Origin of the sequence: Microbacterium esteraromaticum, from assembly GCF_900163815.1 — a bacterium.
Lineage (GTDB): Bacteria > Actinomycetota > Actinomycetes > Actinomycetales > Microbacteriaceae > Microbacterium > Microbacterium esteraromaticum_B.
On sequence record NZ_FUKO01000002.1, the window covers coordinates 47,665 to 74,417 of the forward strand.

Below are 26,753 nucleotides of genomic sequence, written 5' to 3' on the forward strand. Positions count from 1 at the left end.
ATCATTCCCTGATCGAACGGATCCCACAGTGAAGATCACCCGCATCGCACGCATCAGCGCTATCGGCGCCATCGCCGCACTCGCGCTTTCCGGCTGCGCAGCGAACGAAGCCGCATCCGCTGGCTCCGACCAGCCCGCCGAAGGCGCAACCGCGCTCGAAGGCACCCTCAAGGCCACCGGCGCGTCGTCGCAGAGCGCCGCCCAGGAGGCCTGGGTCGCCGCGTTCCAGACCGCGAACACCGGCGTCACGATCAACTACGAGCCCACCGGCTCCGGCGCCGGCCGCGAGAACTTCCTCGCCGGTGCGAGCGACTTCATCGGCTCGGATCGCGCGTTCAAGTCCGACGAGTTCGCTGCCGGCGGCTTCCAGATGTGCACCAGCGACGCGATCGTCGAGGTGCCGATGTACATCTCGCCCGTCGCCGTCGCCTTCAACCTGGAGGGCATCGACTCGCTGAACCTCGACGCGGCCTCCATCGCCGGCATCTTCGCCGGCAAGATCACCAACTGGAACGACAAGGCGATCGCCGATCAGAACGAGGGCGTCGACCTGCCCGATCTGGCGATCTCGCCGGTGCACCGCTCCGACCCGTCGGGCACGCAGGAGACGTTCACGAAGTACCTCAGCGCGACCGCGGGAGACGTCTGGACCTTCGAGCCGGCCGACGTCTGGCCGATCACCAGCGGTGAGGCGGCCCAGGGCACCTCCGGTGTGGTGCAGGCCATCAAGGCCGGCAACGGAGCCATCGGCTTCGCCGATGCCTCGCAGACGAAGGACCTCGGTCAGGTGCACGTCGGCGTTGACGGCGAGTACGTTCCGTACTCCGCCGACGCCGCCGCGGCGCTCGTGGAGAACTCGCCACTGGCTGAAGGCCGTGGCGCAGGCGACCTCGTCTTCGAGGTCGACCCGGCCGCCGCTCCTGCCGGCGCCTACCCGATCGCCCTGGTCAGCTACCTGATCGCGTGCGAGCAGTACGAGGACACGAACAAGGCCGCCCTGGTGAAGTCGTACTTCCAGTACATGGCCAGCGAAGAGGGCCAGAAGGCCGCCGAGGACAACGCAGGAAGCGCTCCGATCTCGGCCGGGCTGCGCGACAAGGTTCTCGCCGCCATCGACACCATCAAGGTCGACTGATCCACACCATCGGCTGACTCAGATGCTCTCGTGTCCGTTGCGGCGCGAGAGCATCTGAGGTTCGCCCCATCCGTCCCCCGAAATCAGGAGATCATGAGCACGACGACCAGGCCGGCGCGACCAGCGCCACCTGCACCGATCAAGGCGAAGCAGCGCCTGGGCGACCGGGTCTTCTCGAGCACGGCGCTCGGCGCCGGCATCACCATCCTGGTGGTGCTCGCAGCCGTGGCCGCGTTCCTGATCGTCCAGAGCCTGCCCGCGTTCGCGCCGGACACGACCGACAACCACGTGCTCAAGGGCGGTTCCTTCTGGACCTATGTCGGACCTCTCGTCTTCGGCACGGTCTGGGCGTCTTTCATCGCGCTGCTGATCGCGACGCCGATCTCGATCGGCATCGCGCTGTTCATCTCGCACTACGCACCGCGCAGGCTCGCCGGGGCGCTCGGGTACATCATCGACCTTCTCGCCGCCGTGCCGTCTGTCGTCTTCGGCCTGTGGGGCGGCCTGGTGCTCGCGCCGCTGCTCCAGCCGATCTACGCCTGGCTGAACGCGCACGCCGGCTGGGTGCCGTTCTTCGGCGGCCAGGTCTCCTCCACGGGCAAGACGATCATGACGGCTTCGCTGGTGCTGGCGGTCATGGTCACCCCCATCATCACCGCGATCTGCCGGGAGATCTTCCTGCAGACGCCGAAGCTGCACGAGGAGGCGGCGCTCGCCCTGGGTGCCACGCGCTGGGAAATGGTGCGCATGGCGGTGCTGCCCTTCGCCCGCGGCGGCATGATCTCCGCGATCATGCTGGCACTCGGTCGCGCGCTCGGCGAGACGATGGCGGTCACCATGGTGCTCTCCCCCGCGGCCGTCTACAGCTTCCTGGTGCTGACGGCGACGAACCCCACACCGATCCCGGCGAACATCGCGCTCGCCTTCCCCGAGGCGCACGGCACCGGCGTGAACACCCTGATCGCGACCGGACTCATCCTCTTCGTCGTCACCTTCGCGGTGAACGCGCTGGCGCGCTGGATCATCTCGCGCCGCGCCGAATTCTCTGGAGCGAACTGACATGACTCTGCTCACCGCCCCCGCAGAGCCGATCGTCGCTCACACCGCCCCCGGCCTCACGTCAGGCCGTCTGCCCCGTTGGGCCCCGTGGGCGCTGCTGGCGGCATCCCTCGTGATGTCCATCGCCGTGTTCGGGGTGACCTCCGGCGGCACGGACCTCGTCGATTTCAACATCGCGGGTGCGGTGATCGTGGGCGTGCTGCTGTACATGGTGCTCATCACCGTGGTCTCGGCGATCGCCGAGAGCCGCCGCAAGGCCACCGATCGCCTGATGACCGCACTGGTGTCCGCAGCGTTCACGATCGCGCTGCTGCCGCTGATCTCGCTGCTGTGGACGGTCGTGGTGAACGGCGTCGTCCGCTTCGATGCGGAGTTCTTCACCTTCTCGATGCGCAACGTCGTCGGAGACGGCGGCGGCATCGTGCATGCCATCTGGGGCACTGTGCTGATCACGCTGATGGCCGCTCTCATCGCCGTGCCGGTGGGCCTGATGACCTCGATCTACCTCGTCGAGTACGGCCGCGGTCGGATCGCGAAGGGCATCACCTTCTTCGTCGACGTGATGACCGGCATCCCCTCGATCGTCGCCGGCCTGTTCATCTACTCCGTATTCGCACTGTTCGTGCGACCCGGCATCTCGATGGGCTTCATGGGCTCGCTCGCTCTCGCGGTGCTGATGGTTCCGGTCGTGGTCAGAGGCAGCGAAGAACTGCTGAAGATCGTGCCGAACGAGCTGCGTGAGGCCGCCTACGCGCTCGGCGTGCCGAAGTGGCTGACCATCCTGAAGGTGGTGCTGCCGACCTCGATCGCCGGAATCACCACCTCGATCATGCTCGCCATCGCCCGCGTGATCGGCGAGACCGCACCGCTGCTGCTCACGGCCGGATTCACCGCGAGCCTGAACACGAACCTGTTCAGTGGGCAGATGATGACTCTGCCGGTGTTCGCCTACAACTCGTACATGAACCAGGGGACAAGCGCCGACGCCTCGGTCGCCCGCGCATGGGCCTCCGCGCTCACGCTGATCCTGATCGTCATGCTCCTGAACCTGCTGGCGCGCCTGATCGCCAAATGGTTCGCTCCCAAGATGACCGGCCGCTGAGCCGCACCCGAAAGCCCGATAGAAGGATCTGCACGTGTCCAAGAGCATCGAAGTCAATGACCTCCACGTCTACTACGGCGATTTCCTCGCCGTCGAAGGGGTCTCCCTTGAGATCCCGCCGCGCAGCGTCACCGCGTTCATCGGCCCCTCGGGCTGCGGAAAGTCGACATTTCTGCGAACCCTGAACCGCATGCACGAGGTCATCCCGGGCGCGCGCGTCGAGGGCGAGGTCCTGCTGGATGGCAAGGACCTGTACGGTCCCGGTGTCGACCCGGTGCTCGTGCGCCGTCAGGTCGGGATGGTCTTCCAGCGCCCCAACCCGTTCCCGACGATGTCGATCAAGGAGAACGTGCTGGCCGGGGTCAAGCTGAACAACAAGCGCATGGCGAAGAGCGATGAGGATGCTCTGCTGGAGAAGTCGCTCACAAGCGCGAACCTCTGGAACGAGGTCAAGGATCGCCTCGACAAGCCCGGCTCCGGGCTCTCCGGCGGTCAGCAGCAGCGGCTGTGCATCGCCCGCGCGATCGCCGTGTCGCCGGAGGTGATCCTGATGGACGAGCCGTGCTCGGCACTCGACCCGATCTCGACCTACGCGATCGAGGAGCTGATCGGCGAGCTGAAGAACGAGTACACCGTCGTCATCGTCACGCACAACATGCAGCAGGCCTCGCGCGTGAGCGAGCGGACGGCGTTCTTCAACATCGCCGGCACCGGCAAGCCGGGCAAACTCATCGAATTCGATGACACCAAGACGATCTTCACCACCCCATCCGTACAGGCCACCGAGGACTACGTCTCCGGTCGCTTCGGCTGAGGTCTCCGCCGCTCAGCGCGGCGAGAGCAGGAAGCGGTTCAGCTCGGCGGTGAGTGCGGGGTCGGATGCCAGGGGCGTGCCGTCGACCGCGGTGATCGCAACAGCAAGGCGGATGCTGGAGACCAGCCACGCAGCATCCGCCGTCATCACGTCTTCGATGGTCAGAGTCGCATACCCGGTGGTGAGCCCGCGCGATTCCAGATACTCGTAGACGCTCAGCTGGGTGGTGCCGTGCAGGATGCCACCGGAGGGCGCGGGCGTGACGAACTCGCCGCCTCTGTGCAGGATGAGCGACGCCGTGGGGGCCTCGAGCACATAGCCATCGCGCGTGACGTAGAGCGCATCGTCGGCACCGCGTCGGCGGGCCTCGCGCAGCGTCGCCATGTTCACCGCGTACGAGAGCGTCTTCGCTCCGAGCAGCAGCCAGGGCGCCCTCTCCCCCGCACCCAGGTCGTAGCCGCGGTCGAGCGTGACGACGCGCACACCGTCGCGTCGGACGGTCGAGAAGTCCGTGGCTGCAGCTGCCGTCGCCCATGCGGTCGGCGTCGGCCCGTGTTCCACCCCACGACTCAGGATCAGCTTGACCACGGCTTCGCCGGCCGGAGCGTGCGCCGCCGCGACCGCGACGGCCTGCCGCCACTGCGCGAGATTCGGGGCGGGCAGGTCGCAGAGCTCGGCAGAATGCGCGAGCCGCTGCACATGCGCTTCGACCTCGTTCGCATGCCCGTCGACCACGCCGATCGATTCGAAGACGCCGTCTCCACGCTGTGTGCTGAGCTCGCCGACACTGAGCGCGGGAGCCGTCACGTCGATCGGGGTGAAGGTGTCGGCGAAGTCCTCGCGGGGGTCCGCGGCGTCGGCGGGCGCGATGATGAGAGCGTAGCGCTGAGGCATGTCCACAGCTTAGAGCCGTCGGGAATACCCTCCGCTGCGACGCGTTACACTTGAACGGCCGGGCCGCATAACCCCGGGCTCCAAATTCTGCCGCTTCGAGCGGCCTTCCGCCGAGAGGCGTTCTTGCGGTCCGGCCTTTTCATGCCCAGACGGCGCGGGCAGCGCATTCGCCGGAGATTCCCGCGCCGATCAGGTCAGCGATCCGCGCCGCCAGGCTCTGGCGGACACCGTCAGCTCGTCAGCGTAGGTGCTCAGCCGCAGAGCGCGACGGGTGAGTTCCGTCGCACGTTCCGGCGCCGTGCTTTCCTGATCATCTGCAGTATGCGTGGCCCCAGACGCCTGCACCCGGCAGTAGGCGGCTGCGCGCTCCAGGGCGACCGCGAAGTCGCCGCGGAACACTCCGCGCAGAATGGTGTCGACGAGTGCGACGAGTTCACCGGGGTCCGTCGGCGCGGGCGCCCCTGCGACCGCGGCGTCCACCGTCCGCAGCTCCACGCGACCGCGTTCGTACAGCAAGGCGGTCATCGCCGGGTCGGAGCGGATCGCCACCTGCAGCAGGTAGAGCCGCCACAGGGTGCCAGGCAGCGAGGTGGCCGCCGCATCCGCCCACAGCTCGGCGATCTCGTCGACGCCGTGCTCGGCGGCGAAGCCGATCAGCCGCTCGGCGACGGCACCGGTCTCGTCCTGACGTGCGCGCTCGAGCAGAGCGGATGCTGTCGCATGCGCGACCCGGGTCTGCTCGACCGGGTCATCGGCTGCGACGAGCTTGTCGAAGGCATGGCCGGGTCGACGAACGGGTCGGTGGAAGTGCGAGGGCATCATTCCAGGGTACGCGCGCGGGCTGGCGCTCAGGCCGTGGGGATGACGATCACCGGCGTCGTGGTCGGCAGTCCGGTGGGCGAGCCGCCGTCCTGCTCGACGGTCACCGCGATGACATCGCCGGTCTGCATCTGACCATCCAGCTGCGTGGTCGCCGCTCCTGCATCGACGGAGAAGACACCGGCGGGGATCGGAGTCTCACCGCGGACGAACCACAGCTCGTAGGTCTTACCGGGGTCGGGTTCGGCGACGCCGTCGGTGACGAGCACAACCGATCCGAGCGACGGCGACCAGTGGGCCGTTGCCGTGCCGCCGCTTTCGAGATCCACACTCGCCTGCTGCGCATCGGCGGCGGATTCGATCTGCTGCAGCGCGACGACACTGGCGGGCGGTGAGAGGATGCCGCTCATCGCGACTGCACCGAAGCCGAGGCCTCCCAGCACGACCAGGCAGGCAGCGAGTGCGAAGAGCATGCGCATGCGGTGCGGTCGCGGAGCCCCACCCGAACGGGTCTCGCCACCGGATTGCTCTGGTGCGGTCGTCGTCTGCGGTGTCCGAGTGATCTCGTCGAGCAGAGCGGCGCGGATGCTGGCGGGCGGCGCCACCTCGGGCGCACCCGCGGCGAGCAGCGCCGCGACGTCTGCATCATCGTCGGCGATCGCCTGCCATTGCGGGTTCTCCGCAAGGGCGCGAAGGTATCGCTGTTCGTCTTCGGCAGAGAGTGCATGCACGGCGGCGCCGGCTGCAAGCTCTGCGAACTCCCGTTCGTTCATGCCGTCACCCCCATGACTGTACGCAGGCGGGTGAGTCCATCCCGCATCCGTGTTTTGATCGTTCCCAGCGGCGCTCCGATGAGCACCGCGATCTCTGTCTGACTGTATCCGCCGTAGTACGAGAGGACGAGCGCTTCGCGCTGAGCCTCCGGGAGCTGAGCGAGTGCTCCCACGACCTTCTCCCCTTCGATTCCCGATTCGACCTGTTCGGCCACACTGTCATGTGCGACGTCGATGTTTCGCAGTCCTGCTCGGACGTCGCGGTCGGAACTGGATTGCGCCGATCGCACGCGGTCCACAGCCCGCCTGTGTGCGATCGTCATGATCCAGGTTCGTCCTTGCCCTTTGTTCGGAGCGAACCGCGAAGCGGATTGCCAGACCTCGAGGAAGACTTCCTGCAGCACTTCTTCGCTCTGCGACCGGTTCACGAGAACGCGCAGAATAAGGCCGAAAACCCGGGAGGAGAGCATGTCGTAGAGACTGGCGAAAGCCTTCTGGTCACCGGATGCAACGCTGAGGAGCAGGTCGGCGACGGCGTCTCGCGCCGTGCCGTCCTCGGGAACGTCCATCCCATCAATGACCATCTCTAACAGCATGCCGCATCCCCCCGGTTTTTCAGCAATGCCTCACCCGAAGGTGAACGAGTAGATCTGGATTCCGGCGGGCACTTCGATCGTGAGAACGCCCTTGCCGAGGCTGTCCTCATCGACGAGCGAGTAGGAACGTGGAGTGCCATCGATCTCGATCTTTCGCATCTCGCCGCCCTTGCCGCGCAGGACCACTTCGCCGGAGCCAGCGACCACCATGCGCACCTCAGCCGCGTGGTAGTCGAGTCGGATGCGCCCGGTCGTGCTTTCCGGCGTCGCGTACTGCGTCTGCACTTCCCACTCGCCATCGAGGGCGAAGGTGTCGGCCGGCTGCTTCTCGGGGAACGAGAAGCTCCGGGTTCCCGAGCGATACGCCTCGGGGCCGGCGAAGTTGACGTCCTTCGACGAGCCGATGAACGTCTCCCGTGTGGTCGATCCGACCTCCGGGGTGTCGTCCGTGGTCTCGGTGGCCGGCGGCAGCTTCACATCCGGGTCGGCATCTGTCAGCAGCTCGCGGATCAGCTTCTCGGTCGTCTGGTAGTTGCCTTCACCGAACGCGATGTGCCGCACGGTGCCGCTCGCGTCGATGAGGTAGTGCGCGGGCCAGTAGCGGTTGCGGTAGTTCGTCCAGGTGGAGAGGTTGTTGTCCAGCGCCACCGGATAGGTGATGCCGAAGTCCTTGGCGCCCGCTGCGACGTTCTTCGCGTCTTTCTCGAAGGCGTACTCCGGGGAGTGGATGCCGATGATGTTCAATCCGGCATCGCGGTAGGCGTCGTCCCAGGCCACGACGTGCGGGATGGAGCGCTGGCAGTTGATGCAGGAATATGCCCAGAAGTCGATCAGCACGACCTCGCCGCGCAGATCTTTGAGGTCGATGGCTGCGCCGTCCGGGGTGTTCAGCCACTGGTCGATGCCGCGGATCGAAGGTGCTGTGCCGCAGGATTCCAGTTCGTCGGCCCCGTTGCTGCACTGGTCGAGGTTCTTGTTCTCATCGTTGACGAGGCCGCCGAGGTCCAGCGCCCGGTCGATCTCATCGGACTGCGACAGCTGGTCCTGGAATGCCGCCGTGTAGTCGGGCACCAGCCGCTGCAGTGCCTGTGGCACGTTGAACACCAGACCGACCGCGAGTGCGATCATCGCAATGCCGGCCGCGATGCGCAGACCGCGCTCTTTCGTGCGGAATGCGCGGATTCGCTCGACGACACGTCGTCCGGCGAGAGCGAAGATGAGAAGCGGCACCGCTACTCCGATGGCGAAGGAGAGCGTCAACGCGATCGTGCCGATCCCGATCCGGCCGGTGGAGCCGGCGACGATGATGGCTGCCAGCACGGGTCCGGCGCACGGCACGAAGACCGCACCGAGGGCGAGGCCGACGCCGAAGCCGCTGCCCCGGTTGGTGACTTCGCGCTGTCCGAAGCGCTGGAAGGGCTTCTCGAGGATGTGCGCGAACCGCGGCACGATCAGAGCGATGCCGATGAGGATCAGCACCGCGATGCCCACCCATCGGATGATGTCCTGCGGCAGATTCAAGAGGCCGAGAAGGAGAGAGCCGCCGAGCGTCACGGCGGTGAAGCTCAGAACGAGGCCCGCGATCACCAGATACGGGCGGCTGCGCCTCGCGGGCAGCGCTTCTCCGTCGAACTTCGCCGACTGCGCACCTCCCGTGAGGAAGATGACCGGCAGTACTGGCAGGATGCACGGCGAGATGCCCGTGATGAGCCCACCGAGCAGACCGATGATGATGAGCTCCATGGTGTCCTCGCTTTTCTTCTTCGTGTCGTGCGGACAGTCCCGCGCGTCTAGGAACTGTTCGCTCCGACCCCCGGATCGGATTGGCGAAAAAGAATTTTGAGGAATCTCCCATCCGATCTGAACAGGACTCCGAACAGCTGTCAGACGCCACGGAAATGCCGGGGCAGACCCACGGGAATCCGTGAGTCAGAACTAAGGAGCATGAGATGTTCAGCACCAAGAAGAAGGTCACAGCAGCCCTGACTCTCACGTTGGCGAGCGCGTTCTTGCTGTCAGCCTGTTCGATGAGCGCTAGCGAGACCATGGAGTCGGAGAAGCCCGCTGCTCCCGAGACTTCGGAAGCAGCCCCCGAGATGATGGACCCGGCTGCCAACCTCGTCGGTCCGGCTTGTGCCGGGTACGCCGAGCAGGTGCCGGATGGCGCAGGCTCCATCCAGGGCATGTCGCAGGATCCGGTTGCCGTTGCAGCATCCAACAACCCGCTGCTGACCACGCTGGTCGCCGCGGTGAGCGGTCAGCTCAACCCCGACGTGGATCTGGTCGACACCCTCAACGGCGGCGAGTTCACCGTCTTCGCACCGGTCGATGACGCCTTCGGAAAGATCGACCCCGCCACCATCGAGGCGCTGAAGACCGACTCCGACACACTCACGTCGATCCTCACCTACCACGTCGTTCCCGGACAGATCGAGCCTGCTGACATCGCCGGCATGCACAAGACCGTGCAGGGCGCCGAGGTCGATGTGACCGGCTCTGGCGACAACCTGATGGTCAACGGCGCCACCGTGCTCTGCGGTGGAGTCCAGACCGCCAACGCAACCGTGTACCTGGTCGACACGGTTCTGATGCCCCCGGCAGAGTAATCCGCCGATTCGCTGAGTGGGGACTCCGCGATACCCCGAGTGGGGACTCGGCGATACCCCGAGTGGGGACTCGGAAACGACCTTCTTGCGCTCATGGGGATGACGGCACGGAGGAAGAAGGGCCGACAAGCGATGAGGATCGCTGTCGGCCCTTCGTCGTGCACTTAGACTGGAAGCACGGGCCTCTAGCTCAGTCGGTAGAGCATCGGACTTTTAATCCGCGGGTCATGGGTTCGAGCCCCATGGGGCCCACCCATAGGTCGTTGTTCAAACCAACGACATTCCCGGTTTGAGTACCGGATTCCGTGGTCTGCCCTTGTTTGGCGACCGCAGTTGCCTGGGCCTGGGGGTCGAAGAATACGTTGAACGGCGGGCCAGGCTGCCCGTCAACGGTGTTCTCCTCGGTGATAATGAGCTTGTCGAAGAACGCCTGGTTGGCGATCCGCCGTAGTGAGTCGTCGATGCTCATGTAGATCGCATGGCAGTCTCCGGCCAGGGCGAGACAGTCGTCGAGGTGGGCTTTCGCCTGCTCGTACTCGATGTCGCCTGCGTTGATCTGGGCATCAAGAAACGCGATCCGGCGGGCGATGCGTTCCTGCTCCGCGGCGAGCAGATCGAGGGGCAAGGCTCCGGCGTAGTGAACTTGCAGCAACTTGGTGCGCTCGTTCCGGAGCGCGTCGCGTTCGAGTTTGTGGGCGTTTCGCTCCTGCGTGGAGGAGGCTTGGAGCTGGTCAAACTGGCGGGTGATGAGCTCGCGCAGAGCTGTCACAATGTGGTCAGGGATCTGGATGCGGCGGTAGTAGTTCTCGACCGAAGTTTCAACATCAGAGATCAGCATCGCGCGCTGCTCACAGTTGGTGCGCTTGGAGTGACGACCGGCACAGATGAAGTACGGGTAGATCACGCCCTGTCGACTCTTCGCGTTGGTCAGCATCAGCCGTGAACCGCACTCCCCGCAGAACACTGTGCCTTTGAGGTAATGGTCGTGCGTCTGGGTCTTCTCGCCCGAAGTCTGGTGAGCGGTCAGCACAGACTGGACTCGGTACCAGACTTCCGTGCTCACAAGCGGTTCATGGAGTCCGTCGTAGGTGGCGCCACGGAATCGGACATTGCCCTTGTAGTACGGGTTCGACAGGAGTTTCTGGATAGTCGATAGGGCGGGTGGCTTCGCTGGACGTTTCGGGGTCGGTGGTGTCGTGAGGCCTCGGTCGATCAACTCGTCTCGCAAGGTGATGGTGGAGTAATTGCCGGATGCGTAGGCCTCGAAGGCCCAGGTCACCAGCGAGGCCCGCGCAGGGTCGGGTTCGACGGTTCGCATCTCGCGCCCGAGCTCGTCGCGGCGGATGACGTTGAGGTAGCCGATAGGTGCTTTCCCGTTCGTCCCACCCGTGAGCGCCTTCTGCCCCATGCCCTTAGCTACCTCGCTGGCGAGGTTGCGGGAGTAGAACTCAGCGATCGTGGACATGATGCCGTGCAGCAGCATCCCGGACGGGGTTTCGTCGATGTTCTCGGTCGCCGAAACGAGCATCACGCCCGCCTCTCGAAGGGCGAGGTGGATTGCGACGTCGTCGGCACGGTTGCGGGCGAGGCGGTCGACCTTGTGGACGATGCAGTACGCGACGTTGTGGGTCTTGACGTACTCGATCATCCGCATCAGATCGGGGCGGTCGGCCTTGCGTGCTGACTCGCCGGCGTCGATGAACTCCTCGACCACGATGGTGCTCAGATCACGGGCTTTGCGGAGGTTCGCTTCCCGCTGGGCGGGGATAGAGAATCCTTCGTCGCGACCGCCGCGTTCGGCTTGCTCTTTGGTCGAGACCCGCAGGTAGGAGACTGCGAGAGTCGTGGTCTCGCCGAGCCCGAAGGTGGTGGATGTGGGGGCTGGAGGTGCCAGTGTCATGAGTCGTGTTTCCTCTCACCGATGGTGGGAGCCAGCACGACAACTGAGGTGTCGTGCGGTGCGACTCGTAAGAGGGAAACACGACCTGCAAGGCAGGTAAGCCACGAAGGCGAAAAGACTGCGCACCCGACCCGGATCTCTCCAAGCCGTAGCGGTTTTGGCTATTCTACCTCGTCGCTCGATTCCGACCCGGAATCAGCAGAGGCTCGCGGTGTCGTTCGGCCTCCATCCTGTTCGGCTCGGGCGATGGCCATGCCCATGAAAACCTGCGCGAGCTTGTGGAGGTCTGGGGACTGCCTGGGCACTGCTTCGACTCGCAGTTGCCGTGCCCTGTTTTGCTGTCGTCGGTGCTGACGATTCATGACACCTCCCCGGTTGAGATATCGAGGTTGGCGTAGAAGTCGTCCTCGGCCTCGCGTCGGGCAGCGACGTCCTCGATCACGAACTGGACGAAGTCTTCTTCGCGGTTGGTGATGATTGTGTCCTGGACGGACTCTCCGGGTTTCTCGCCGGGCCAGGTGGTTTGCCGGGTGGGGCGGTCGCGGTCGAGGCGTGTGCCGGAGGCGGACACCCAGTCGCGGAGACGTTCTCGGGTGTCGGCGAAGTCTCGGTGCCATCCGGAGGGTGCCGATCCGTTCTGTTCGGCATCGTAGGCGGAGAGCCAGTGCAGGTGCAGGGCGGACAGTTCCCAGACGAGCTCGGGATGCCGGTGCCAGAACGGCGGGATCACCGTGGAGGCAAGGCCATAGGTCGTGCGCAGCCAGTCCACCCACTGATTCAGGTCTAGCCATTCGGCTTCGGCTTCTTCCGCGGTGAGGAGGTTCCAATTGATCGGGTGCGGAGGCCCTGGCTCTGCCTCGTCGTAGCGAGGCTGGGTGCCAGAGGTCGGGAGGGTCGGTTCGGGTTCATCCATCTCAGGGATGTCGTCAGTCATGATCGGCCTGTTCAGAGCGTCGGGACTGACGAAGTGGCCGCGTTGGCGCGGCGGGACTGATCCTGTTCCGGAGCGTCCTGGGTCACGGCCGGCTGGGAACGTCGGGCACGGGTCACCTCGTAGTTCGTGCGGGCGAGATCATGACCGATCTTCTTCGCGATGAACTCCTCCGTCGGAACGGCCTGTCCATCAGCATCGATGTGGTCGTATTCGTGGGTATAGCCCTCAGCGACGAACTTGTCGCCCTTCGCGAATCGTGCGTGGGCACGCTCGGCAGTTTTCCTGAACGAAACCAAATCGTGGAAGGTGGTCTCGGTCTGGGTGAATGACCCGTCCTCTTCCTTGCGGTAATGCTCCTGCCCGATCTTCGCGTAGAAGCGAGCTCCACCACGTTCGGAGAACGTCAACTGCGGGGTCGACGCGATGAAACCGGACACGGACTCTTGAGTGTGGATAGCCATCGGACTGTCCTTTCTGACATCAGTGGCAGTCCCAGGCCGGAACCGCTCTGCCAGACAGGTGCACCCCAGGTTCCTACAACGGGCGCTGTTCCAGGAGCTTCTCGATCCCGGTCCGGTCCGCTTTGAGCTGGGCGGCATCTGGCCGACCCGTCCACGTGCGCATCCGAGTCACAATCGGTGGTGCGGACCGCAGGAGTACGAGGGCGGTCCCGAAGGGGAAGGTGCGGATCGTGTCGGGTGGCATGATCGGGACCCGGCGGATGGAGCGTTGCGCGGATCGGGAGCCGTGGTCGCCAATGGTGGTGGAGTCGGTGAGTTCGTCGCGTTCACCGATGAGGGTGGTGAGGTCGTGGAGGTCTTTCGAGTTCGACGCTCCGCCAAGGATGATCTTCACGATGGACGCATCCCAGATCGCACCGGCCGCGTTCTCGGACCACTTCTCCCGCGCTTGCGCCAATGACTGGAGCACGGGCATGGCCGTGATCCCGGTGCCACCTCCCTCCGCCATCAAGGTCGGCAACGACGGCAGCGGGGCAAGGTTCCCGACCTCATCGAGGGCGAGAAGTAGCGGCGGATCGAGACGCGCGCCAGGGCTCCGGGCGGCGATGCGTCGTGCAGTTTCGACGAGGTCTTCCACGAAGGCCGCGACGAGTGCGGATGAGTTGTTCGCCCCGGCGCCGGTGGCGAGGAGGTAGAGGGTGCCGTTGGCTTGGAGGAATGCTTCGGGGTCGAAGTCCTCACCTTCGCGTGGCGATACGGCGTCGAGGACTCTGGGATCAGCGAGTGCCGCGAGGGCAAGGGAAACGCCTTGCCAGATCGAGTCGCGGGTTCTCGGATCGGAGTCGATCATCGCCTGTAACGAGTCTGCCCACCCCGTCGCCGCGCTCGGGTGTCCAGTGAGGATCGCGACGGCGTCCGCGGCGGTGGAGGGATCGAGAGTCCACCGGAACAACTCAGCGGGTGTCCGTTGGTCCAGGGCGGCAGCGTGTAGGAGTGCTTGGAGAGCGGTGCGGGTTTTCCCTTCCCAGAACCCGCCCCCTTCAACCCCGCCTGCAGACAGGCCGGTGCCTGCGGCGAGGCCGGTGGCACGGATCATCGCGGTGAGGGGATCTTCGCATCCGCGGATGGGTGACCAGCGAAGCCCGGCGGGGACGCCTTCGGCGAGATGCTGCGGATCGAACACCGCCGCCGGCCCAACCTTCTCCCGCGCCCGCAACGTTGCGGTGAGGTTGTCTGGGCGAGTGGAAGTAGTGACGACGGCGCCGGGTGCGTCGAGGATCATGTTGATCACGACGTGGGCGCCTTTCCCGGAACGGGGCGGCCCGATGAGGAGGATCGAGTCCTCCACCGACGCCCACACCCCAGCACCCCGTGAGGTGCCGATCTGATAGCCGACATCGGTCGGGCGTGGATTCTCGAGCGAGGGGCGCAGATGCCCGGCACGGCGGAGTAGCGCTTTCTCTGACGCGGCGGCGGTGACGTCGCCACGGGTCGCGATTCCAACGATCCGATACGGGTCCGTCCGCGTGCGGCGTCCGTGTTCCCGGATGGTCCGCCACACCCACCACCCGACAATGCCGAGCAGCGTGAGGAGAACGATGGCGGTGGCCCAGTATGCGACCGGGTTGAGTCCTTCCGCACCGAGAACGGTGGCGGGGTCGCCAGGGTTGGTGAAGATCCCGACCCCGGCGTCGATCCCCGCTTTGGGTTGAGCCGTTCCGGTCACCCAGGCTGTGACAGACCCCGCCCCCCGGAGGAGCGCTGCGAGACCGGCAACAGCGATCAGTCCTCCGAGGAGGATGTTGGTGAGCTCGTCCCCGAACGACCCCGACGATCGCGGCACACTCATCGCAAGCGCACAACCGTGAGCGTGCCGGAGATCCGGCCGAACAAGATCGCCTCACGAGTCGGCGACGACGCGACCTGTTTCGGGGTGAGGAGACCACGGGCGGTCCCGTTGTGGGCGGCATCGCTGTGGGTGAGGATCACCGCGACCGCGACATCCTCTCCAGGCACAAACCCTTCGCCCTGGACGACCTGCAACTCGGTCGGAGCTGTGACGGCCGGTACAGCAGCGGAAGACGTGCCCAGTTCTGGTGCAGGCTGACGCCTCCGGGTGGGAACGATGATGTCGGTGAACACGGTCCCATCCGCTTCGCGGACCTCGACCCTGACTGGAGTGCTTCGCTGGCTGGTGAGGGTGTCGAGGATCGCCGCGAACGCTTCACGTCTCCACGGTGGAGCGAACGGTTCCGGCAGGTGGCGCTCACCGTCGACAGTGACGGTCATGGTGCCGTCTTCGGCGACGGTCATCACGACGGACGGTAACATCACCGGAGCCTGATCGGTCTCGGTGGGTGTGCGCTTGTAGCGGGGGCGGGTCATCAGGATTCTTCCTGATCGTTCGAGATTCCCGAAGGAACGTCGAGATCGCTGATCTTGCGGGCTATCTCTGTCATGCGGGTGGTGGTATCGAACGCGGCGAGCTCGGCCGGGTGGAGCTGATGCTGCACGACGAACGATCGGTCCTTGATCCGCCACAGCCCCTGCCCTGTCCCGAGTCCGGGGAGGAGCTTCTGTTCAGTGCCGGTCAGCCCGAGCGCGGCGGCGGTCGAGCCAAGCTGGTCGGCTTCCTGCCGGTAGACGATCCTCGTCTCCGCATTCGCCAACAGCGATGAGGCCAGTGCGCGCATAGCGGAACCCTGGTCGCCCACATTGTCGAGGTCGCTCAGTTTGTGGAAGATCAGCATGTTGGCGATCCCGAAATGCCTCGACATTCGCCACTGGGCGTCCATCCGTCGAAGGAGCGCCGGGTAGGCCATGAGTCGCCAGGCTTCGTCGTAGATCACCCACCGTTGTCCGCCGTTCGGGTCCGAGAGCGCCGATTCCATCCACGCCGACGAACAGGTCATCAGCACTGAAAGCAGGGTGCTGTTCTCCGCGACCCTCGATAGGTCGAGACTGACCATCGGCAACGATGGATCGAACCTGACGGTCGACGGTCCGTCGAAGAGTCCTTGGAGGTCCCCGGCGACGAGGCGACGGAGGGCGTGGCCAACGAGGCGTCCGTCTTCGGCGAGACGACCGTCCTCATCATCGGCCGGGTTTGGTGCGAGGATGCGGTCGACGACCATCGGCAGGATCGGCACCTCCGCCGATCGGACAGCGTCTCGGAGGGCGAGGTCGATCGCGGTGTGCTCCAACGGCGACAACGCCCGATCCAGCACAGTCTCCGCCAGCGCGCCGATCAGGTCGCGGCGGCGGGAGGCAACCTGCATCGCCCACTCCACATCCGACACGGTGGACGGCCGATGGCCTTCATCGAGGGGGTTCAGCCGGTTGGACAGGCCATGGCCGAGGACGATCGCTTTCCCGCCGACCGCTTCGGCAACCGCCGTGTGCTCTCCTTTCGGGTCACCGGGAACATAGACCCGGCGCCCGAACGGGAGCGAGCGTGTGTAGAGGGACTTCGCTAGGGAAGATTTCCCGGAGCCGACGATGCCGGCAAGTACCACGTTCGGGGCGGTGATGAGCCCTTGCTGGTAGAGCACCCACGGGTCGTAGACGAACGAACCACCAGAGTAGAGGTCTTGGCCGACGAAGACACCAGAGGAGCCAAGGCCGCCTTCGGCCAGGAACGGGTATTGCCCCGCCAGCGTGGCGGAAGTGTCCTGGTGCTTCGGGAGGCGGAGACGACCCGGAGTCCGCAACGCCGCAGGGCCAGACTCGCCAGCGGAGGGCAGGTAGGTCGTGTTCCGGCGCTCGGCCTGCTCCGCATCCCGCCTGGCCTTCGCCTGGGCCTTCCGCGCATCGCGGGCGGTACTCTCAATGCGGGTGGCAGCCTTCTGGCGGGCCTTGCGGTGCCGGCGGTGTTCCCCTTCCGGGCCGACCAACACCGCCGTGTGCAGCCGTCCCTCATCTGTCCCGGTCACAGCGCCACCCCCCGCCCCGACGACGCGGATGCGCCCGGCCTCCGAGCGAACCAGTCAGTCGCCCCTGCACCGGCCGCGCGTGCCGGTGCAGTCCGCTCGACGCTCCGTGCGAGTGCGGTGGTGTCGATACCGAGGAGTCCCTCGTCGGGTACCGCGTCGTGTGCACGGAGCAGGGAGACATGCCCGAGGAAGGGGTTGTAAGTGAGGGCATAGGTGTCTTTGACCGCCACCCGGTCCAGCGGCCCAGACGGGGGTTCGTCGTAGACGTACCCGTTCTCGAGCGCAGCCTGCACGGTCTCGTCCCCGAAGTCGTAACCTGCCAGGTCCTTGATGGCAGTTTCAGTCCCGTCACGGTCGATGACATCCAATACCCGGTCGGCGTCCTCGCCTTGGAGGAACACAACGCTGATCCACCGCCGCCCGCCCGCCGATGTTTGCGGGTCGTGATCGACCAGAGCGGCGAACGCGCCGGGGTCCTGGCGGGCGGCGTCGGCCACCCAATCCGGGAACGCACCCTCGTTGTCGGTGTGTTGGCCGGGATAGTCGATCGCGTACTGGCGTGCCTCACCTGCCGCGGAGAGGAACACGGCGAGCTCCCGGAGCGCCCGCTCAGGTGAGACGGGCGCGCCGGTCCCGGTGAACAAGTCCCGCCCCTCGACCGTCTGCCCGGCGGCAGTGTCGTGGATGCTGTAGGCGTAGCGCTGGTGCTCGCCCAGCGGGGTATCTGGCCACACCGTCAGCGTGAGTGTCCCTGCCTGAACGGTGGCGCGCACACCACCATCGAGGGGTTCGGGCGCGGGGTGCCAGGCGATACGGCCGGAGTGTGACATCGCCTGATCGACCCGGTCATGCACCGCATCGAGCAGGGTGCCCGCCTGGTGCAGCTCATCCGCAGCCGCCAGGGCCGCGGTTGCGCCGGCAGTCTGGTTGCCGGCGTCATCGTGCGCGCGGGAACGGCCGCCGATGTGGGCGGCGGCGAGCTGGTCGAGTACCTGCCTGAGTGACCGCACTCCGGCGAGCAGTTCACCGAGCACCGGGTAGGTCTCGGCAGGGTCATCGAACGTGCGGGTTGCGTGGGCGAGGCCACGCAACGCGGTGGACGCCTCAGTGGCGTCCTCTACGGGATTATCGAAGGTCGGCATGATCGGAACTCCTCACAAGGGGGACGGACGGTTAGTGGGCAGGTGGGAAGGGCTATACCGGTCGGCACAGCGGCAGCGCGGCGGCAGTGAACGCCTGGGCCTGCTGCCCGACCAGCCGGCGGGTCTCACAGGAGGCTTGGATCGCGGCTTGCTCGACCGCAGCGACGGCGGCGTCGAGCTCATCGACAGTCGGTGCGGAGATCGAGACGAGGCCGGAGACGCGCAGGACGCCGTGTCCGGCGGTCAGATCGGCCTCCTGCTGCAGCACGTCGTCTAACTCCGCCGACGAGGAGGCGTCCTCGACTTGCCCGATCTTGCGGCGCTGGGTGGCATCACTGATGAGCTCGGTCTTCTTCTTCCGCAAGTCTCGTGCGGCCTGGTCGGCGCGCACTGGGATGTAATGCAGGGCGAGGGTGCGGAGGATGCCGTTGGACAGCACCAAGGGGGCGAGGAAGCCGGGATAGACCTGGGAGCGGGGCCACTCGGTGATCCACAGCACCGCGTGATGTGCGCTGTCGGAGTGCAGCCGGTCCCAGGTCTCGGTGACCGCGACCGGCCCCGCAGTGGCAAGGTCTCGCCCGAGGGTGCCGTGGCGCTCCAGGGCGGGAGCGGCGGCGGGATCGTAGGCCGAGCGGAGGATGACGGCGACCTCGCCGGGGGTGAGCCACCCGGTCGAGGTCAACTCCGCCGCCCGCAGCGCCGTGGTCAGCGTGATCATCTCCTGCCGCAGCACCGCCGCCGCGCCCCGAATCCCACCGCCGCTGGTTCTGATCTGCCGAGTCGCGGCCTTCATGTCCAACGTGAGGCTGATGGTGGTGGCGTGGCGTTCCCCGGCGGGGCCAGCCCGTTCTATCAGCTCTTGGTAGGTGGTCGCGGCCCAGGAGCCGTCGTCGGTGCCGTGGGTGCGCCACCACTCCGCCAGGCCGGTACCCGAATCCGGCAGGGTCCGCTCGGACACCTGGATGCGGGCGATTCTCCCGGACCGGCACGCGGCAGCCAGCACGCGCCCCCACCCGGAGACGCGGCGCTGCTGCTCGCCAGGGTCAAGGAGCACGAACGCCGGATGCGAGATGCCCAGGATGACCGTGAGCGTCTGGGCGTGGGGGTCATGGATCATCGCAGCCCCGGTCTCGGGGTCCTCCCACTCCCGCAACGGGGCCGAATCACCCGGCAGGGCGAGGGTTCCGGCGGGGCGAGGCTTGACGACCCGGCGGCGGTAGATGAGCTGCCCGAGGTAGGTGCGGCCGGCCCAGCGGGTGAGGATCGGTACCCACTCGATGAGCTTCCTACCCCCTGCCGGGATTACGGCGAGGAGGGCAGCGCCGGCCCAGACCGGGGAGGTCCAGGCCAGACCCATGCCGCCTGTGGTGTAGAGGGAGGCGACCACGGTGAGGATCGCGATACCGAGGGCGATCAGTTGCGGCAGGGACAGGCCGAGCATGATTCCCCGCTTGGTGAGGCGGGAGAACTGCACCGGCGACAACGGAGAGTCGGTGTGCGTGGTGGTGGCCATCGGTTCATTCCTTCCCGGACGGCTTCGAAGATGGCGGCGGCGCGGGCTGCGACTGGCGTGGCGCAGATAACGTCGGCGGGGTGGTCGCGGCGGGGTTAGCCTGTGCCGGCGGGACCGGCGGCGGGGATGACGGTTCGGCGGCGGCTCCGGCGTGGCTCTCCGCAGCGCCGCCCATCGCAGCGCCTGCCTTCGGGCCGGCGGTCGCGGCACCCTTGACCACCGCACCGCCGACGACCACAGCCGCACCAACAGGTCCCGCGGCTGCGCCAGCCCCCGCGCCGGCTCCGGCACTCGCACCTGCTCCACCGGACGAAGCCGCTGCGCCCCCTGCGGTCCCGGTCGATCCCGCACCCGCCGATGCCGCAGGCGTCGCCGCGCCACTGCCGCCCGCAGTGCCGCCGGTTTTGGTTCCGGGGTCGCTGCCGCCGTCGAGGACCTTCTTCGCGGTGTCGCCCTGGGGTGCGGACGGCACCGGGACGGGACGGTTCAGCGCCGACTTCGCCTCCTGCTCCGAGCTCATCGCGTGGTACATGTCGAAGCCGACGAATGACAGGAACTTGTAGGTGATGTACGGGGCGAACGCGGCGATGAACATCAACACCACGCCCGCGATCGGGTCGCTGATGGAGGCGAGGTCCGCCTCGATGGGGGCGCTCACCTGACCAATCGCGACGAGGAAGATCACGACGAGAACGAGCTTGGAGAAGATCAGGGCGATCACGAACGCCGCCCACTTGCCGAACCATCCCTTGGTCGCATCCCACGTCGCCCCGGCCAGCGCGATAGGTCCAAAGACAATGGCGACGAGCAGCAGGGCCTTGCGGATCAGCAGGGAGAACCAGACGATCGCGGCCGCGGAGATGGCGAGGCCGGCGAGAAAGATGGTCAGGATCGCGCCGACGCCGGGGGCGGCGATGTTGATGCCGGCAAGTCCGGTGGCGAGGAGCCCGATCTGGGTTCCCATTCCTTCCATCGTGTTTCCGGTGGCCTGGACAATCCCGACCGCGAGCTGGTCAGTGATTTCCAAAAGCAGCGCGGTGAGCGTGATGACGAGGAACGATCCCAGCACGGACTTGGCAAGTCCCAGGGCGGCGCGGGACAGGGCGGTGGGGTCGCGGTGGATGAGGCCGGTGATGAGTTGGAGGCAGAAGAACACCAGCATCACGAAGATCGCGACGCCGAACAGGACGTTGTAAACGCCGACGTACTCCGGGCTGGTGACATCGACGAGGGTGGTGGTGTCGAGCACCGACCACACCGCCTCGAACAGCCAGGCGGCGGCTCCGGCCATCGCCTGACCGAGCCAGTCGAACGGGGCTGCGATCAGGGAGGCGGTCGCCTCGCCCACGGCATCGCAGACGCTGGAGATGACCGGGACGTCGCACACGCTCATCGAGAACCACCGGGAGAGGGCTGGGTTTGGGTGGTCATCAGACGGCCTGCCCGACGCCCCAGAAGAAGTTGATGAGCGTCACCGCTGCGCCGCAGATGATCGCTGCCCCGCAGGAGACGAGGACGCCGACTTTGCCTCGGCTTGCGAGGTGCGGGTTGGAGCTGTTCGCGCCGAAACCCCACACGATCGCGCTGATGATGAGCGCAAGGACGCTGAGGATGAGGCCGACGGTCATGACGGCGCCGACGATGATGCGCAGTTGCTCGATACCGGGAAGGCCGGACGAGTTGGGGTCGATGTCGATCACAGTGCTGCTCCCTTGACGAGTCGAGATGGGTTCTCGGCTGTCAGGTGCACACCTCGCCCCTCGCGGGCGCGACCTGGCTAGAGGCCGGTGCCGATGTCGAGGAGGAAGTTGACCCAGGCGACTCCCGCGCCGGCCAACGCTGCGGCGCCGAGGGAGACCCAGAGGCCGGTGCGGGCTTTGGTGGCTGCCTGGTGGTTGCCGTTGGAGGAGGCGATAGCCCACACGATGGCGCAGACGATGAGCATGAGCACGGCGATGACGAGGACGAACATCAGCAACGCACCGACGATCGCGCGCAAGTCGGAGGCACCGCCGACGCCGCCGAAGTCTGGGAACACATCCATCACGCACCTCCCGCGGTACAGGTCGCGGGGGCAGTACCGCCGCCGCTGAGGCCTTCGGCGCCATGGTCGGCGAGCCAGGCGGTGCCATCGACGGCGGGTTGTCCTTGCCCGCCGGGGTGGATTTCCAAGTGCAGGTGTGGGCCAGTGGAGCGGCCGGAGGAGCCGACATCTCCGATGTGCTGGCCCGCGGTGACCGACATGCCTTCGGTGACGTGGATGCCGGTCTCCCACATGTGTGCGTAGTACGACGCGACCCGCTCGCCCCGGACGGTGTGCTCGATGATGATGAGCCCGCCGAAGCCGCCGCTGTACCCGGCGTGCACGACCACCCCGTCCGCGACGGCAAGGATCGCGGTGCCGTCCGCGGCGGCGAGGTCGGAGCCGGAGTGGAAGGCGCGCTCCCCAGTGAACGGGTCGGTACGCCACCCGAAGCTGTCGGTGTCCACCCACGTCCCTTCGGGGAGGGGGAACACGATGCGGGTGGTCTCCGGCACCACCGGTGTCCCGCCTCCACCTCCGCCAGTGTTTGGCGGGCGGGTGAGGGCCGCGAGGATCGCTTCGGCGACGGGCTGATAGTTCTGATACCTGTCCGGGTACCCCGATACCTCCACCGCTTGCGCGGCCTCGCCGGGATCGAGTTGCTGCCAGTCGGGAATGTCCAGCAAACCCCGTGGCGAGGGGTAGTTCGGTCCGGTCGATCCGCCGTAGAACGCCCTGGCCTGATAGTGCGGGTCCATCAGTTCGGACACGGTGCCCCACCCGGACTGAGGGCGCATCTGAAACAAGCCCAGCGAGTCATGATCCGACCCGTTGCCATCATTGGGGTAGTTCCCCGATTCAGGGTAAGTGCCGGTGTTGGCGAGCATCCGCAGAGTGGATTCGGTGAGCGCGGCCATGAGCGCGATGACCACACCGGGCCGTCCGACACTGGCTGTCTGCGAGCCTGTGGTGATGATCGTGGCGGCGTGCGTGAGCTGCTGCCGGTTCAACGTGATCGTTTCCCCGTTACGGGTGGTCGCAGTCAAGGAGTCCGGGATCGGTCCGACGATCAGCGAGCCCGGTGCGCACGCGGCGATCGCCGATGTGTTCGCCAGGGTCGCCACGCCGATCAGCACGGTGGAGGGGGCCAGGAACAGCAGGGCGACCGCGAGGGCGGCGAGCTTCTTCATCATGACGGCTCACCCCGTTCAGTGCAGCGGGTTGTCGAGCTGAGAGAGCCGCAACAACTCGCACAGCCCGGCACCCCGGACCGGCACGGGCGGGGTGCAGACGATGAACACCGTGAACGCGACCGGACGCGACGCCTCGACCGGTTCGGTGTCCCAGGTGCCGTCGCGATGCCGGGTGCCCGAGATGGTGTACGCGACGGCTCCTTCGGGAATCTGGCCTGGCGCCGCCTGCGACACCGCGGTCTCCCACGATTCGGGGATGACAGCGGCGTCGATGGTGAGCCACTGGCGGGTCTGATACTGACGCAGCTGTGCCCACGCCTGCGCAGCCGGGAGGTAGGAGCGCACGTCACCTGCCAGCGCCTCAGCTTCTTCCCCTGCAGCCACATCCGCGAGCACCTGCGCATACTCGGACGGTGCGTATCCGGTGGCGGTGTCCCATGTGAACAGCGCCTCGGCGACCGCACGGGCGAACGCTTCCGGGCCGCCACCGCGCGGCACCGAAGCCGGCCCGTCGCGGCGGGCATTGGTGAGTGGGCTGGTGGCGGCAGGTGACGGATCGGTGGGAGTGGTGTCGGTTTGTGGTGCAGGTCCGCGCAGCAGACCATAAATGCCGACGCCCACCAGCAGGAGTAGGACGAGGCCGCCGGCGATAGTGGCGATCAGCAGACGGCGGCGACGACGATCATCAGTGGTGGCGGGGTCCATGCGCGGGTCCTCCCAGGAACAGGCAGAAAGGTGGTCGCCAGGAAGGTGCGCACCCCCGCCCAGGCACGAGGAGGTCAGGCGATGCACTCGCCCCGTTCGCACCCGGCGCGGGTGTTGCGGGCCGCTTCGGCGAACGCGAGCGTGCCCGCGATGGTCTGCTCGAATCTTGCCCATTGCTCGTCGGTGAGTGCGGGGCCGACCTGTTCTGGGTCGTGGTGCAGCCACCACTCAGCGAGGTCGTCCCAGATCGCGACGAACACGGTCAGCGGGAACGGCACCGGCTCGCCCGGCTCCACGGCCGCTAGTACCGGGCGCTTGGGCTTCCGGCCGGTCTTCTTCGCGGCCTTGACTCTGGCGAGGGCTGCCTGCGCCAACTCATCCAGCTCCGCCGCCCGCGCTTCACGCTCGGCTTCCCGCACCTCGGCGGCCTCGGCACGGGCTTGCTCGCGCAGCTCTGCGGCCTGGGTCGGGTCAGCGGCGATCTGGTCGAGTTCGGCCAGGGACAGTTCGGCGTTGATGCGCAGGTGTGAGGGGTGGACCTTCCCGCCGGCCTTGATCCGCTCGACTTCCTCCACCGCGCGCTGCCGCACCGTTCCGGGCTGGGACTCGTCAGCGGCGAGGTCTTCGAGGCGACCGATGCGCTCCAAGGTCTTGTGCGCGTCGCGGCCCGTGACCATGATTGCCGCTTGCGAGCGGGCTTTACCGTGCTCGAACTGCGGCGGTGGAAAATTGCCACCACCGTCTCCTTCGCCCTCACCGGCGGCGTGGAACCGGGACGCCTCCTGGCGGCGTAAGGCGTCCTCGGCGAACAGGACCTTGAGTTCGCGGTAGAGGGCCGCTGCTTCGAGCTGCGTCAGGGGCTTGTGCAGCAGGTTTTCGTCCTGCTCGGCCAAGAGCTGCCCGAGCCGGTCCGAAACACCTGAACGCACCCACACATTGACGCTCTTCCAGCCAAGCAGTTTGATCGCTGCCAGGCGGCGCGCTCCGCAGATCAGGTGACCATCGAGGGTGATCGTGATCGGTTGCAGCAGTCCGTTGCGGCGGATTGACTCGACCAGCGGGGCCAGGTCGCCGTAGTCCTGCCGGTGCCGGAGGCCGACACCGATGGAGTCCACCGCACGCTCCAGCTCGATGTGCCCAGCCGGCGGGGTACTCACAGGCGATCACCCCTGACATCGGGCGCGGCCAGGCCCGCAGTGAGCACGAGGTCGTCATCGCGCAGCAGCGCGCGCAACGGTTCGCCGATCAGGAGCCGCACGAGCAGTCCGCGACCGACATTGGTATGTGCGAGCGCAGGGTCGGGATTACCGAGCACGACCCGCAACATCGTCGTCCAGGACGTGCTCGGCAGGTCGAGGAGGGCGCGGGCCTGACGGTCACGGCGCAGCGTCTCGAACGCCGACGCCCGCGACACCGATTCGGTGAGCCTGCCGGTGACGTACTCCACCGTGCCCCTCGCGATGTCGGGTGCCCAGCCGAGCAGGCAGAAAAACGCGATCGTGTCCTCCACAGCCGAGGCGACATTCATCGTCCGCTCCAGCAACAACTCGTCATCCTCGCCGGGGGCATCAGACTGGTCGTCCGCGAAGGGGTCGATGCGGAAAGCGGGATGATAGTCGGGCAGCGGGTTCTCCCGGTCACTGAACCGCTCCGCGTCATGGAACACCGAATACCTCGGGCGGCGGGCCTGGTGCACCGAGCACAGCAGCCCGTTGCCGCGCTCCTCGCCGATGCACGTCACCTGTACCGCACGAGTAACAACGGCCCAGGGGTCGTCGGCGCGACGCGTGGCGGCACCGCGCATCGCCTCGAATGCCGCCGACGCGGCTTCCCAAGGGTCCAGCCCGTGCTTGCGTGCGAGCGCGGCGTACTTCTCGGCCGCGTGCCGCATCAGCGCGGCCGCCTCCGGGTCGTCCCGCCACGCACCTCGGCCGGCCTCATGCAGCCTGGTGAGGAGGCTGCGCAGCGCCTCCGAGTCCTCGAAACGATCCCGCTGCTCGCGGGAGCTTGACTGTGTCATTTCGGCACCTCCTGAACAGCAGGTGCGCACACGTTCCCCAGACACAGTGCTTGCCAGTGGATGAGCGACGCGCATGGCTACCTCACCCCAACCCGATCCCGGACCGCGATACCCACGAGAACTGTTCCCTGGTGCCGCGCCCGAACGCCGACACCGGCGGCAGCTTCCGTGCCCGCTCGCTCATCACGCGACCCCCCGAACGCGCGGCCGTGCGGGTGCCTTGATACGCCTGGCCGGGTACACGTCGCGCGCGGCGAGCGAGCTCTGACTGGAAGTCGATGCCGCGCCCGGCAACGCGTCCCATCCGCGAGGCCAGCAGGTCGGTGGGTCGCACCCACTCCGCCCCCGGCCGTCGCATCCCCGCCCTCGCCGGGTCGGTCGTCTTCTTCGACAGTGACGGGTCGCCGTGGCGGGCAAGCTCGGACGCCTCCCCGTCACCGGCCCGGCGAGCCTCGTCGGGTGCCTCGGACTTCTCAGGGCGGGATGCGGGGTGCTCCCGGAGCCGGATGGTGTGCTGTTCGTCGTTCATGGCGTCTCCTCCGCGTCAAGGCCGGTCAGGATGGGACGAGCGAACCAACGGCCCACCGTGGATGGATGCACCCCGAGGTGGCGGGCGATCTGCTTGTTCGACCACCCCTCTTCCTCCCGCAGCAGCACCGCTACCTCACGACCAGTGGGCACCGGAGCGACTGCCGGCTCCGCGTTCCGCTCGGATGGCCGCTCGGGGATGGGTGTCGGGAGGGGCCGGGTGAGGATGACCGTGAGGTGCGTGATCGCCAACAGCACCAGCGGCGGCACTGCCGCCACCGACGCCGCCAGCACCGCTGGCACATCGGCGTCCGCGGCGACGACGGCGTGGATCGCGTTCGCCGTCACCGATACCACCGCCCCAGCCGCCAGTAGCACCCACGGATACCACGCAGAGGGTTGCCCAGCAAGAGCCACGACGGCGACAGTCGCGACGACGATGATGCCATCCACGATCAACGGCCACGCCCACGCCTGCCCAGCATCCACGCCGGATCGGCGGGCAAGGTCGGCCAGCGCCGTGAACGAGAGCCAGAACGCGCCGGCAGCGATGAACACCGTTCCGGCCACCGCCGTCGCCACCGCGATCCGACCGCCTCTGCGG

27 protein-coding genes, 1 tRNA gene and 1 pseudogene are annotated in these 26,753 nt (G+C 66.8%); 7 read left to right on the forward strand and 22 right to left on the reverse strand.

Annotated features, from left to right (window positions below; genetic code table 11):
- Window positions 1-28 precede the first annotated feature (28 nt).
- The 4 genes from FM104_RS00275 (at window position 29) to pstB (ending at window position 4,110) form a co-directional block, all read left to right on the forward strand.
- The gene (locus tag FM104_RS00275; protein ID WP_087129456.1) at window positions 29-1,135 is read left to right on the forward strand and encodes a phosphate ABC transporter substrate-binding protein PstS; all 1,107 of its coding nucleotides are present in this window, start codon (window positions 29-31) and stop codon (window positions 1,133-1,135) included.
- A 93-nt stretch (window positions 1,136-1,228) separates the two neighbouring features.
- Entirely contained in the window at window positions 1,229-2,194 is a 966-nt protein-coding gene (pstC, locus tag FM104_RS00280) for a phosphate ABC transporter permease subunit PstC (protein ID WP_087129457.1), read from the forward strand.
- Between the two features lies 1 nt (window position 2,195).
- On the forward strand, window positions 2,196-3,296 hold the full coding sequence (gene pstA / locus FM104_RS00285) for a phosphate ABC transporter permease PstA (protein WP_087129458.1): 1,101 nt from the start codon (window positions 2,196-2,198) through the stop codon (window positions 3,294-3,296).
- 34 nt (window positions 3,297-3,330) lie between these two features.
- The gene (gene pstB, locus FM104_RS00290; protein WP_087129459.1) at window positions 3,331-4,110 is read left to right on the forward strand and encodes a phosphate ABC transporter ATP-binding protein PstB; all 780 of its coding nucleotides are present in this window, start codon (window positions 3,331-3,333) and stop codon (window positions 4,108-4,110) included.
- A 12-nt stretch (window positions 4,111-4,122) separates the two neighbouring features.
- Here pstB and FM104_RS00295 read toward each other — a convergent pair whose 3' ends face one another.
- The 5 genes from FM104_RS00295 to FM104_RS00315 form a co-directional block, all read right to left on the reverse strand.
- Window positions 4,123-5,004, reverse strand: a complete 882-nt coding sequence (locus FM104_RS00295) for an aminotransferase class IV (protein WP_087129460.1) — start codon at window positions 5,002-5,004, stop codon at window positions 4,123-4,125.
- A 189-nt stretch (window positions 5,005-5,193) separates the two neighbouring features.
- Window positions 5,194-5,823, reverse strand: a complete 630-nt coding sequence (locus FM104_RS00300; protein ID WP_087129461.1) for a DNA-directed RNA polymerase subunit beta — start codon at window positions 5,821-5,823, stop codon at window positions 5,194-5,196.
- 29 nt (window positions 5,824-5,852) lie between these two features.
- Complete coding sequence (locus FM104_RS00305; RefSeq protein WP_087129462.1) at window positions 5,853-6,596, reverse strand: anti-sigma factor; 744 nt, start codon at window positions 6,594-6,596, stop codon at window positions 5,853-5,855.
- On the reverse strand, window positions 6,593-7,192 hold the full coding sequence (gene sigK, locus FM104_RS00310) for an ECF RNA polymerase sigma factor SigK (protein WP_179206612.1): 600 nt from the start codon (window positions 7,190-7,192) through the stop codon (window positions 6,593-6,595). The genes FM104_RS00305 and sigK overlap by 4 nt, the downstream gene beginning before the upstream one ends.
- A gap of 30 nt (window positions 7,193-7,222) precedes the next feature.
- On the reverse strand, window positions 7,223-8,935 hold the full coding sequence (locus FM104_RS00315; protein WP_087129464.1) for a cytochrome c biogenesis protein DipZ: 1,713 nt from the start codon (window positions 8,933-8,935) through the stop codon (window positions 7,223-7,225).
- Window positions 8,936-9,141: 206 nt separating this feature from the next.
- On the opposite strand from FM104_RS00315, the gene FM104_RS00320 reads away from it, so the two are divergent.
- The 3 genes from FM104_RS00320 (at window position 9,142) to FM104_RS16665 (ending at window position 10,741) form a co-directional block, all read left to right on the forward strand.
- Window positions 9,142-9,798, forward strand: a complete 657-nt coding sequence (locus FM104_RS00320) for a fasciclin domain-containing protein (RefSeq protein WP_087129465.1) — start codon at window positions 9,142-9,144, stop codon at window positions 9,796-9,798.
- A 179-nt stretch (window positions 9,799-9,977) separates the two neighbouring features.
- A tRNA-Lys gene (locus FM104_RS00325) sits at window positions 9,978-10,050 on the forward strand.
- A 226-nt stretch (window positions 10,051-10,276) separates the two neighbouring features.
- Window positions 10,277-10,741 carry a hypothetical protein gene (locus FM104_RS16665; RefSeq protein ID WP_256971433.1) on the forward strand — a complete coding sequence of 155 codons (465 nt, stop codon included), beginning with the start codon at window positions 10,277-10,279 and terminating at the stop codon, window positions 10,739-10,741.
- On the opposite strand, the pseudogene FM104_RS16865 reads toward FM104_RS16665, so the two are convergent.
- The 17 genes and pseudogenes from FM104_RS16865 to FM104_RS00410 form a co-directional block, all read right to left on the reverse strand.
- A pseudogene (locus tag FM104_RS16865) lies at window positions 10,655-11,698 on the reverse strand (recombinase family protein); the annotation flags it as partial. The gene FM104_RS16665 and the pseudogene FM104_RS16865 overlap by 87 nt on opposite strands.
- Window positions 11,699-12,056: 358 nt before the next feature.
- The gene (locus FM104_RS00335; protein WP_143738218.1) at window positions 12,057-12,632 is read right to left on the reverse strand and encodes a hypothetical protein; all 576 of its coding nucleotides are present in this window, start codon (window positions 12,630-12,632) and stop codon (window positions 12,057-12,059) included.
- A gap of 11 nt (window positions 12,633-12,643) precedes the next feature.
- The gene (locus tag FM104_RS00340; RefSeq protein ID WP_087129466.1) at window positions 12,644-13,093 is read right to left on the reverse strand and encodes a single-stranded DNA-binding protein; all 450 of its coding nucleotides are present in this window, start codon (window positions 13,091-13,093) and stop codon (window positions 12,644-12,646) included.
- A gap of 73 nt (window positions 13,094-13,166) precedes the next feature.
- The gene (locus FM104_RS00345; protein ID WP_087129467.1) at window positions 13,167-14,942 is read right to left on the reverse strand and encodes a type IV secretory system conjugative DNA transfer family protein; all 1,776 of its coding nucleotides are present in this window, start codon (window positions 14,940-14,942) and stop codon (window positions 13,167-13,169) included.
- The gene (locus FM104_RS00350) at window positions 14,939-15,478 is read right to left on the reverse strand and encodes a hypothetical protein (protein WP_179206613.1); all 540 of its coding nucleotides are present in this window, start codon (window positions 15,476-15,478) and stop codon (window positions 14,939-14,941) included. The genes FM104_RS00345 and FM104_RS00350 overlap by 4 nt, the downstream gene beginning before the upstream one ends.
- Window positions 15,478-17,025, reverse strand: coding sequence for a VirB4 family type IV secretion system protein (locus FM104_RS00355; RefSeq protein ID WP_087129468.1), 1,548 nt, complete (start codon window positions 17,023-17,025; stop codon window positions 15,478-15,480). The genes FM104_RS00350 and FM104_RS00355 overlap by 1 nt, the downstream gene beginning before the upstream one ends.
- On the reverse strand, window positions 17,022-18,167 hold the full coding sequence (locus tag FM104_RS16400) for a hypothetical protein (protein WP_179206614.1): 1,146 nt from the start codon (window positions 18,165-18,167) through the stop codon (window positions 17,022-17,024). The genes FM104_RS00355 and FM104_RS16400 overlap by 4 nt, the downstream gene beginning before the upstream one ends.
- 52 nt (window positions 18,168-18,219) lie before the next feature.
- Window positions 18,220-19,680, reverse strand: coding sequence for an SCO6880 family protein (locus FM104_RS00365; protein WP_087129469.1), 1,461 nt, complete (start codon window positions 19,678-19,680; stop codon window positions 18,220-18,222).
- A 4-nt stretch (window positions 19,681-19,684) separates the two neighbouring features.
- On the reverse strand, window positions 19,685-21,073 hold the full coding sequence (locus FM104_RS00370; RefSeq protein WP_087129470.1) for a conjugal transfer protein TrbL: 1,389 nt from the start codon (window positions 21,071-21,073) through the stop codon (window positions 19,685-19,687).
- Window positions 21,074-21,110: 37 nt separating this feature from the next.
- Window positions 21,111-21,380: a DUF6112 family protein gene (locus FM104_RS00375; protein ID WP_022883069.1), complete on the reverse strand. Its 270-nt coding sequence runs from the start codon at window positions 21,378-21,380 to the stop codon at window positions 21,111-21,113.
- A gap of 77 nt (window positions 21,381-21,457) precedes the next feature.
- Entirely contained in the window at window positions 21,458-21,724 is a 267-nt protein-coding gene (locus FM104_RS00380) for a DUF6112 family protein (RefSeq protein WP_087129471.1), read from the reverse strand.
- Window positions 21,724-22,896: a M23 family metallopeptidase gene (locus FM104_RS00385; RefSeq protein ID WP_087129472.1), complete on the reverse strand. Its 1,173-nt coding sequence runs from the start codon at window positions 22,894-22,896 to the stop codon at window positions 21,724-21,726. Before FM104_RS00385 ends, FM104_RS00380 begins: the two co-directional genes overlap by 1 nt.
- A gap of 15 nt (window positions 22,897-22,911) precedes the next feature.
- Window positions 22,912-23,601 carry a hypothetical protein gene (locus FM104_RS00390; RefSeq protein ID WP_087129473.1) on the reverse strand — a complete coding sequence of 230 codons (690 nt, stop codon included), beginning with the start codon at window positions 23,599-23,601 and terminating at the stop codon, window positions 22,912-22,914.
- A gap of 74 nt (window positions 23,602-23,675) precedes the next feature.
- Window positions 23,676-24,716, reverse strand: a complete 1,041-nt coding sequence (locus FM104_RS00395) for a ParB N-terminal domain-containing protein (protein WP_256971436.1) — start codon at window positions 24,714-24,716, stop codon at window positions 23,676-23,678.
- Between the two features lie 38 nt (window positions 24,717-24,754).
- On the reverse strand, window positions 24,755-25,621 hold the full coding sequence (locus FM104_RS00400; protein WP_087129475.1) for a hypothetical protein: 867 nt from the start codon (window positions 25,619-25,621) through the stop codon (window positions 24,755-24,757).
- Between the two features lie 82 nt (window positions 25,622-25,703).
- Window positions 25,704-26,150, reverse strand: coding sequence for a hypothetical protein (locus FM104_RS00405; protein WP_087129476.1), 447 nt, complete (start codon window positions 26,148-26,150; stop codon window positions 25,704-25,706).
- A complete protein-coding gene (locus FM104_RS00410; RefSeq protein ID WP_218778533.1) occupies window positions 26,147-26,731 on the reverse strand; it encodes a DUF2637 domain-containing protein in 585 nt (194 codons plus the stop codon). The genes FM104_RS00405 and FM104_RS00410 overlap by 4 nt, the downstream gene beginning before the upstream one ends.
- Between the last annotated feature and the right edge of the window lie 22 nt (window positions 26,732-26,753).

Coding starts and splice junctions, on each gene's coding strand:
- pstC (WP_087129457.1), top strand. CDS start 1,229: ATGAGCACGACGACCAGGCCGGCGCGACCAGCGCCACCTGCACCGATC.
- pstA (WP_087129458.1), top strand. CDS start 2,196: ATGACTCTGCTCACCGCCCCCGCAGAGCCGATCGTCGCTCACACCGCC.
- FM104_RS00295 (WP_087129460.1), bottom strand. CDS start 5,004: ATGCCTCAGCGCTACGCTCTCATCATCGCGCCCGCCGACGCCGCGGAC.
- FM104_RS00300 (WP_087129461.1), bottom strand. CDS start 5,823: ATGCCCTCGCACTTCCACCGACCCGTTCGTCGACCCGGCCATGCCTTC.
- FM104_RS00305 (WP_087129462.1), bottom strand. CDS start 6,596: ATGAACGAACGGGAGTTCGCAGAGCTTGCAGCCGGCGCCGCCGTGCAT.
- sigK (WP_179206612.1), bottom strand. CDS start 7,192: ATGCTGTTAGAGATGGTCATTGATGGGATGGACGTTCCCGAGGACGGC.
- FM104_RS00315 (WP_087129464.1), bottom strand. CDS start 8,935: ATGGAGCTCATCATCATCGGTCTGCTCGGTGGGCTCATCACGGGCATC.
- FM104_RS00320 (WP_087129465.1), top strand. CDS start 9,142: ATGTTCAGCACCAAGAAGAAGGTCACAGCAGCCCTGACTCTCACGTTG.
- FM104_RS16665 (WP_256971433.1), top strand. CDS start 10,277: ATGGCAGTCTCCGGCCAGGGCGAGACAGTCGTCGAGGTGGGCTTTCGC.
- FM104_RS00335 (WP_143738218.1), bottom strand. CDS start 12,632: ATGACTGACGACATCCCTGAGATGGATGAACCCGAACCGACCCTCCCG.
- FM104_RS00340 (WP_087129466.1), bottom strand. CDS start 13,093: ATGGCTATCCACACTCAAGAGTCCGTGTCCGGTTTCATCGCGTCGACC.
- FM104_RS00345 (WP_087129467.1), bottom strand. CDS start 14,942: ATGAGTGTGCCGCGATCGTCGGGGTCGTTCGGGGACGAGCTCACCAAC.
- FM104_RS00350 (WP_179206613.1), bottom strand. CDS start 15,478: ATGACCCGCCCCCGCTACAAGCGCACACCCACCGAGACCGATCAGGCT.
- FM104_RS16400 (WP_179206614.1), bottom strand. CDS start 18,167: ATGCCGACCTTCGATAATCCCGTAGAGGACGCCACTGAGGCGTCCACC.
- FM104_RS00365 (WP_087129469.1), bottom strand. CDS start 19,680: ATGGCCACCACCACGCACACCGACTCTCCGTTGTCGCCGGTGCAGTTC.
- FM104_RS00370 (WP_087129470.1), bottom strand. CDS start 21,073: ATGAGCGTGTGCGACGTCCCGGTCATCTCCAGCGTCTGCGATGCCGTG.
- FM104_RS00380 (WP_087129471.1), bottom strand. CDS start 21,724: ATGGATGTGTTCCCAGACTTCGGCGGCGTCGGCGGTGCCTCCGACTTG.
- FM104_RS00385 (WP_087129472.1), bottom strand. CDS start 22,896: ATGATGAAGAAGCTCGCCGCCCTCGCGGTCGCCCTGCTGTTCCTGGCC.
- FM104_RS00390 (WP_087129473.1), bottom strand. CDS start 23,601: ATGGACCCCGCCACCACTGATGATCGTCGTCGCCGCCGTCTGCTGATC.
- FM104_RS00400 (WP_087129475.1), bottom strand. CDS start 25,621: ATGACACAGTCAAGCTCCCGCGAGCAGCGGGATCGTTTCGAGGACTCG.
- FM104_RS00405 (WP_087129476.1), bottom strand. CDS start 26,150: ATGAACGACGAACAGCACACCATCCGGCTCCGGGAGCACCCCGCATCC.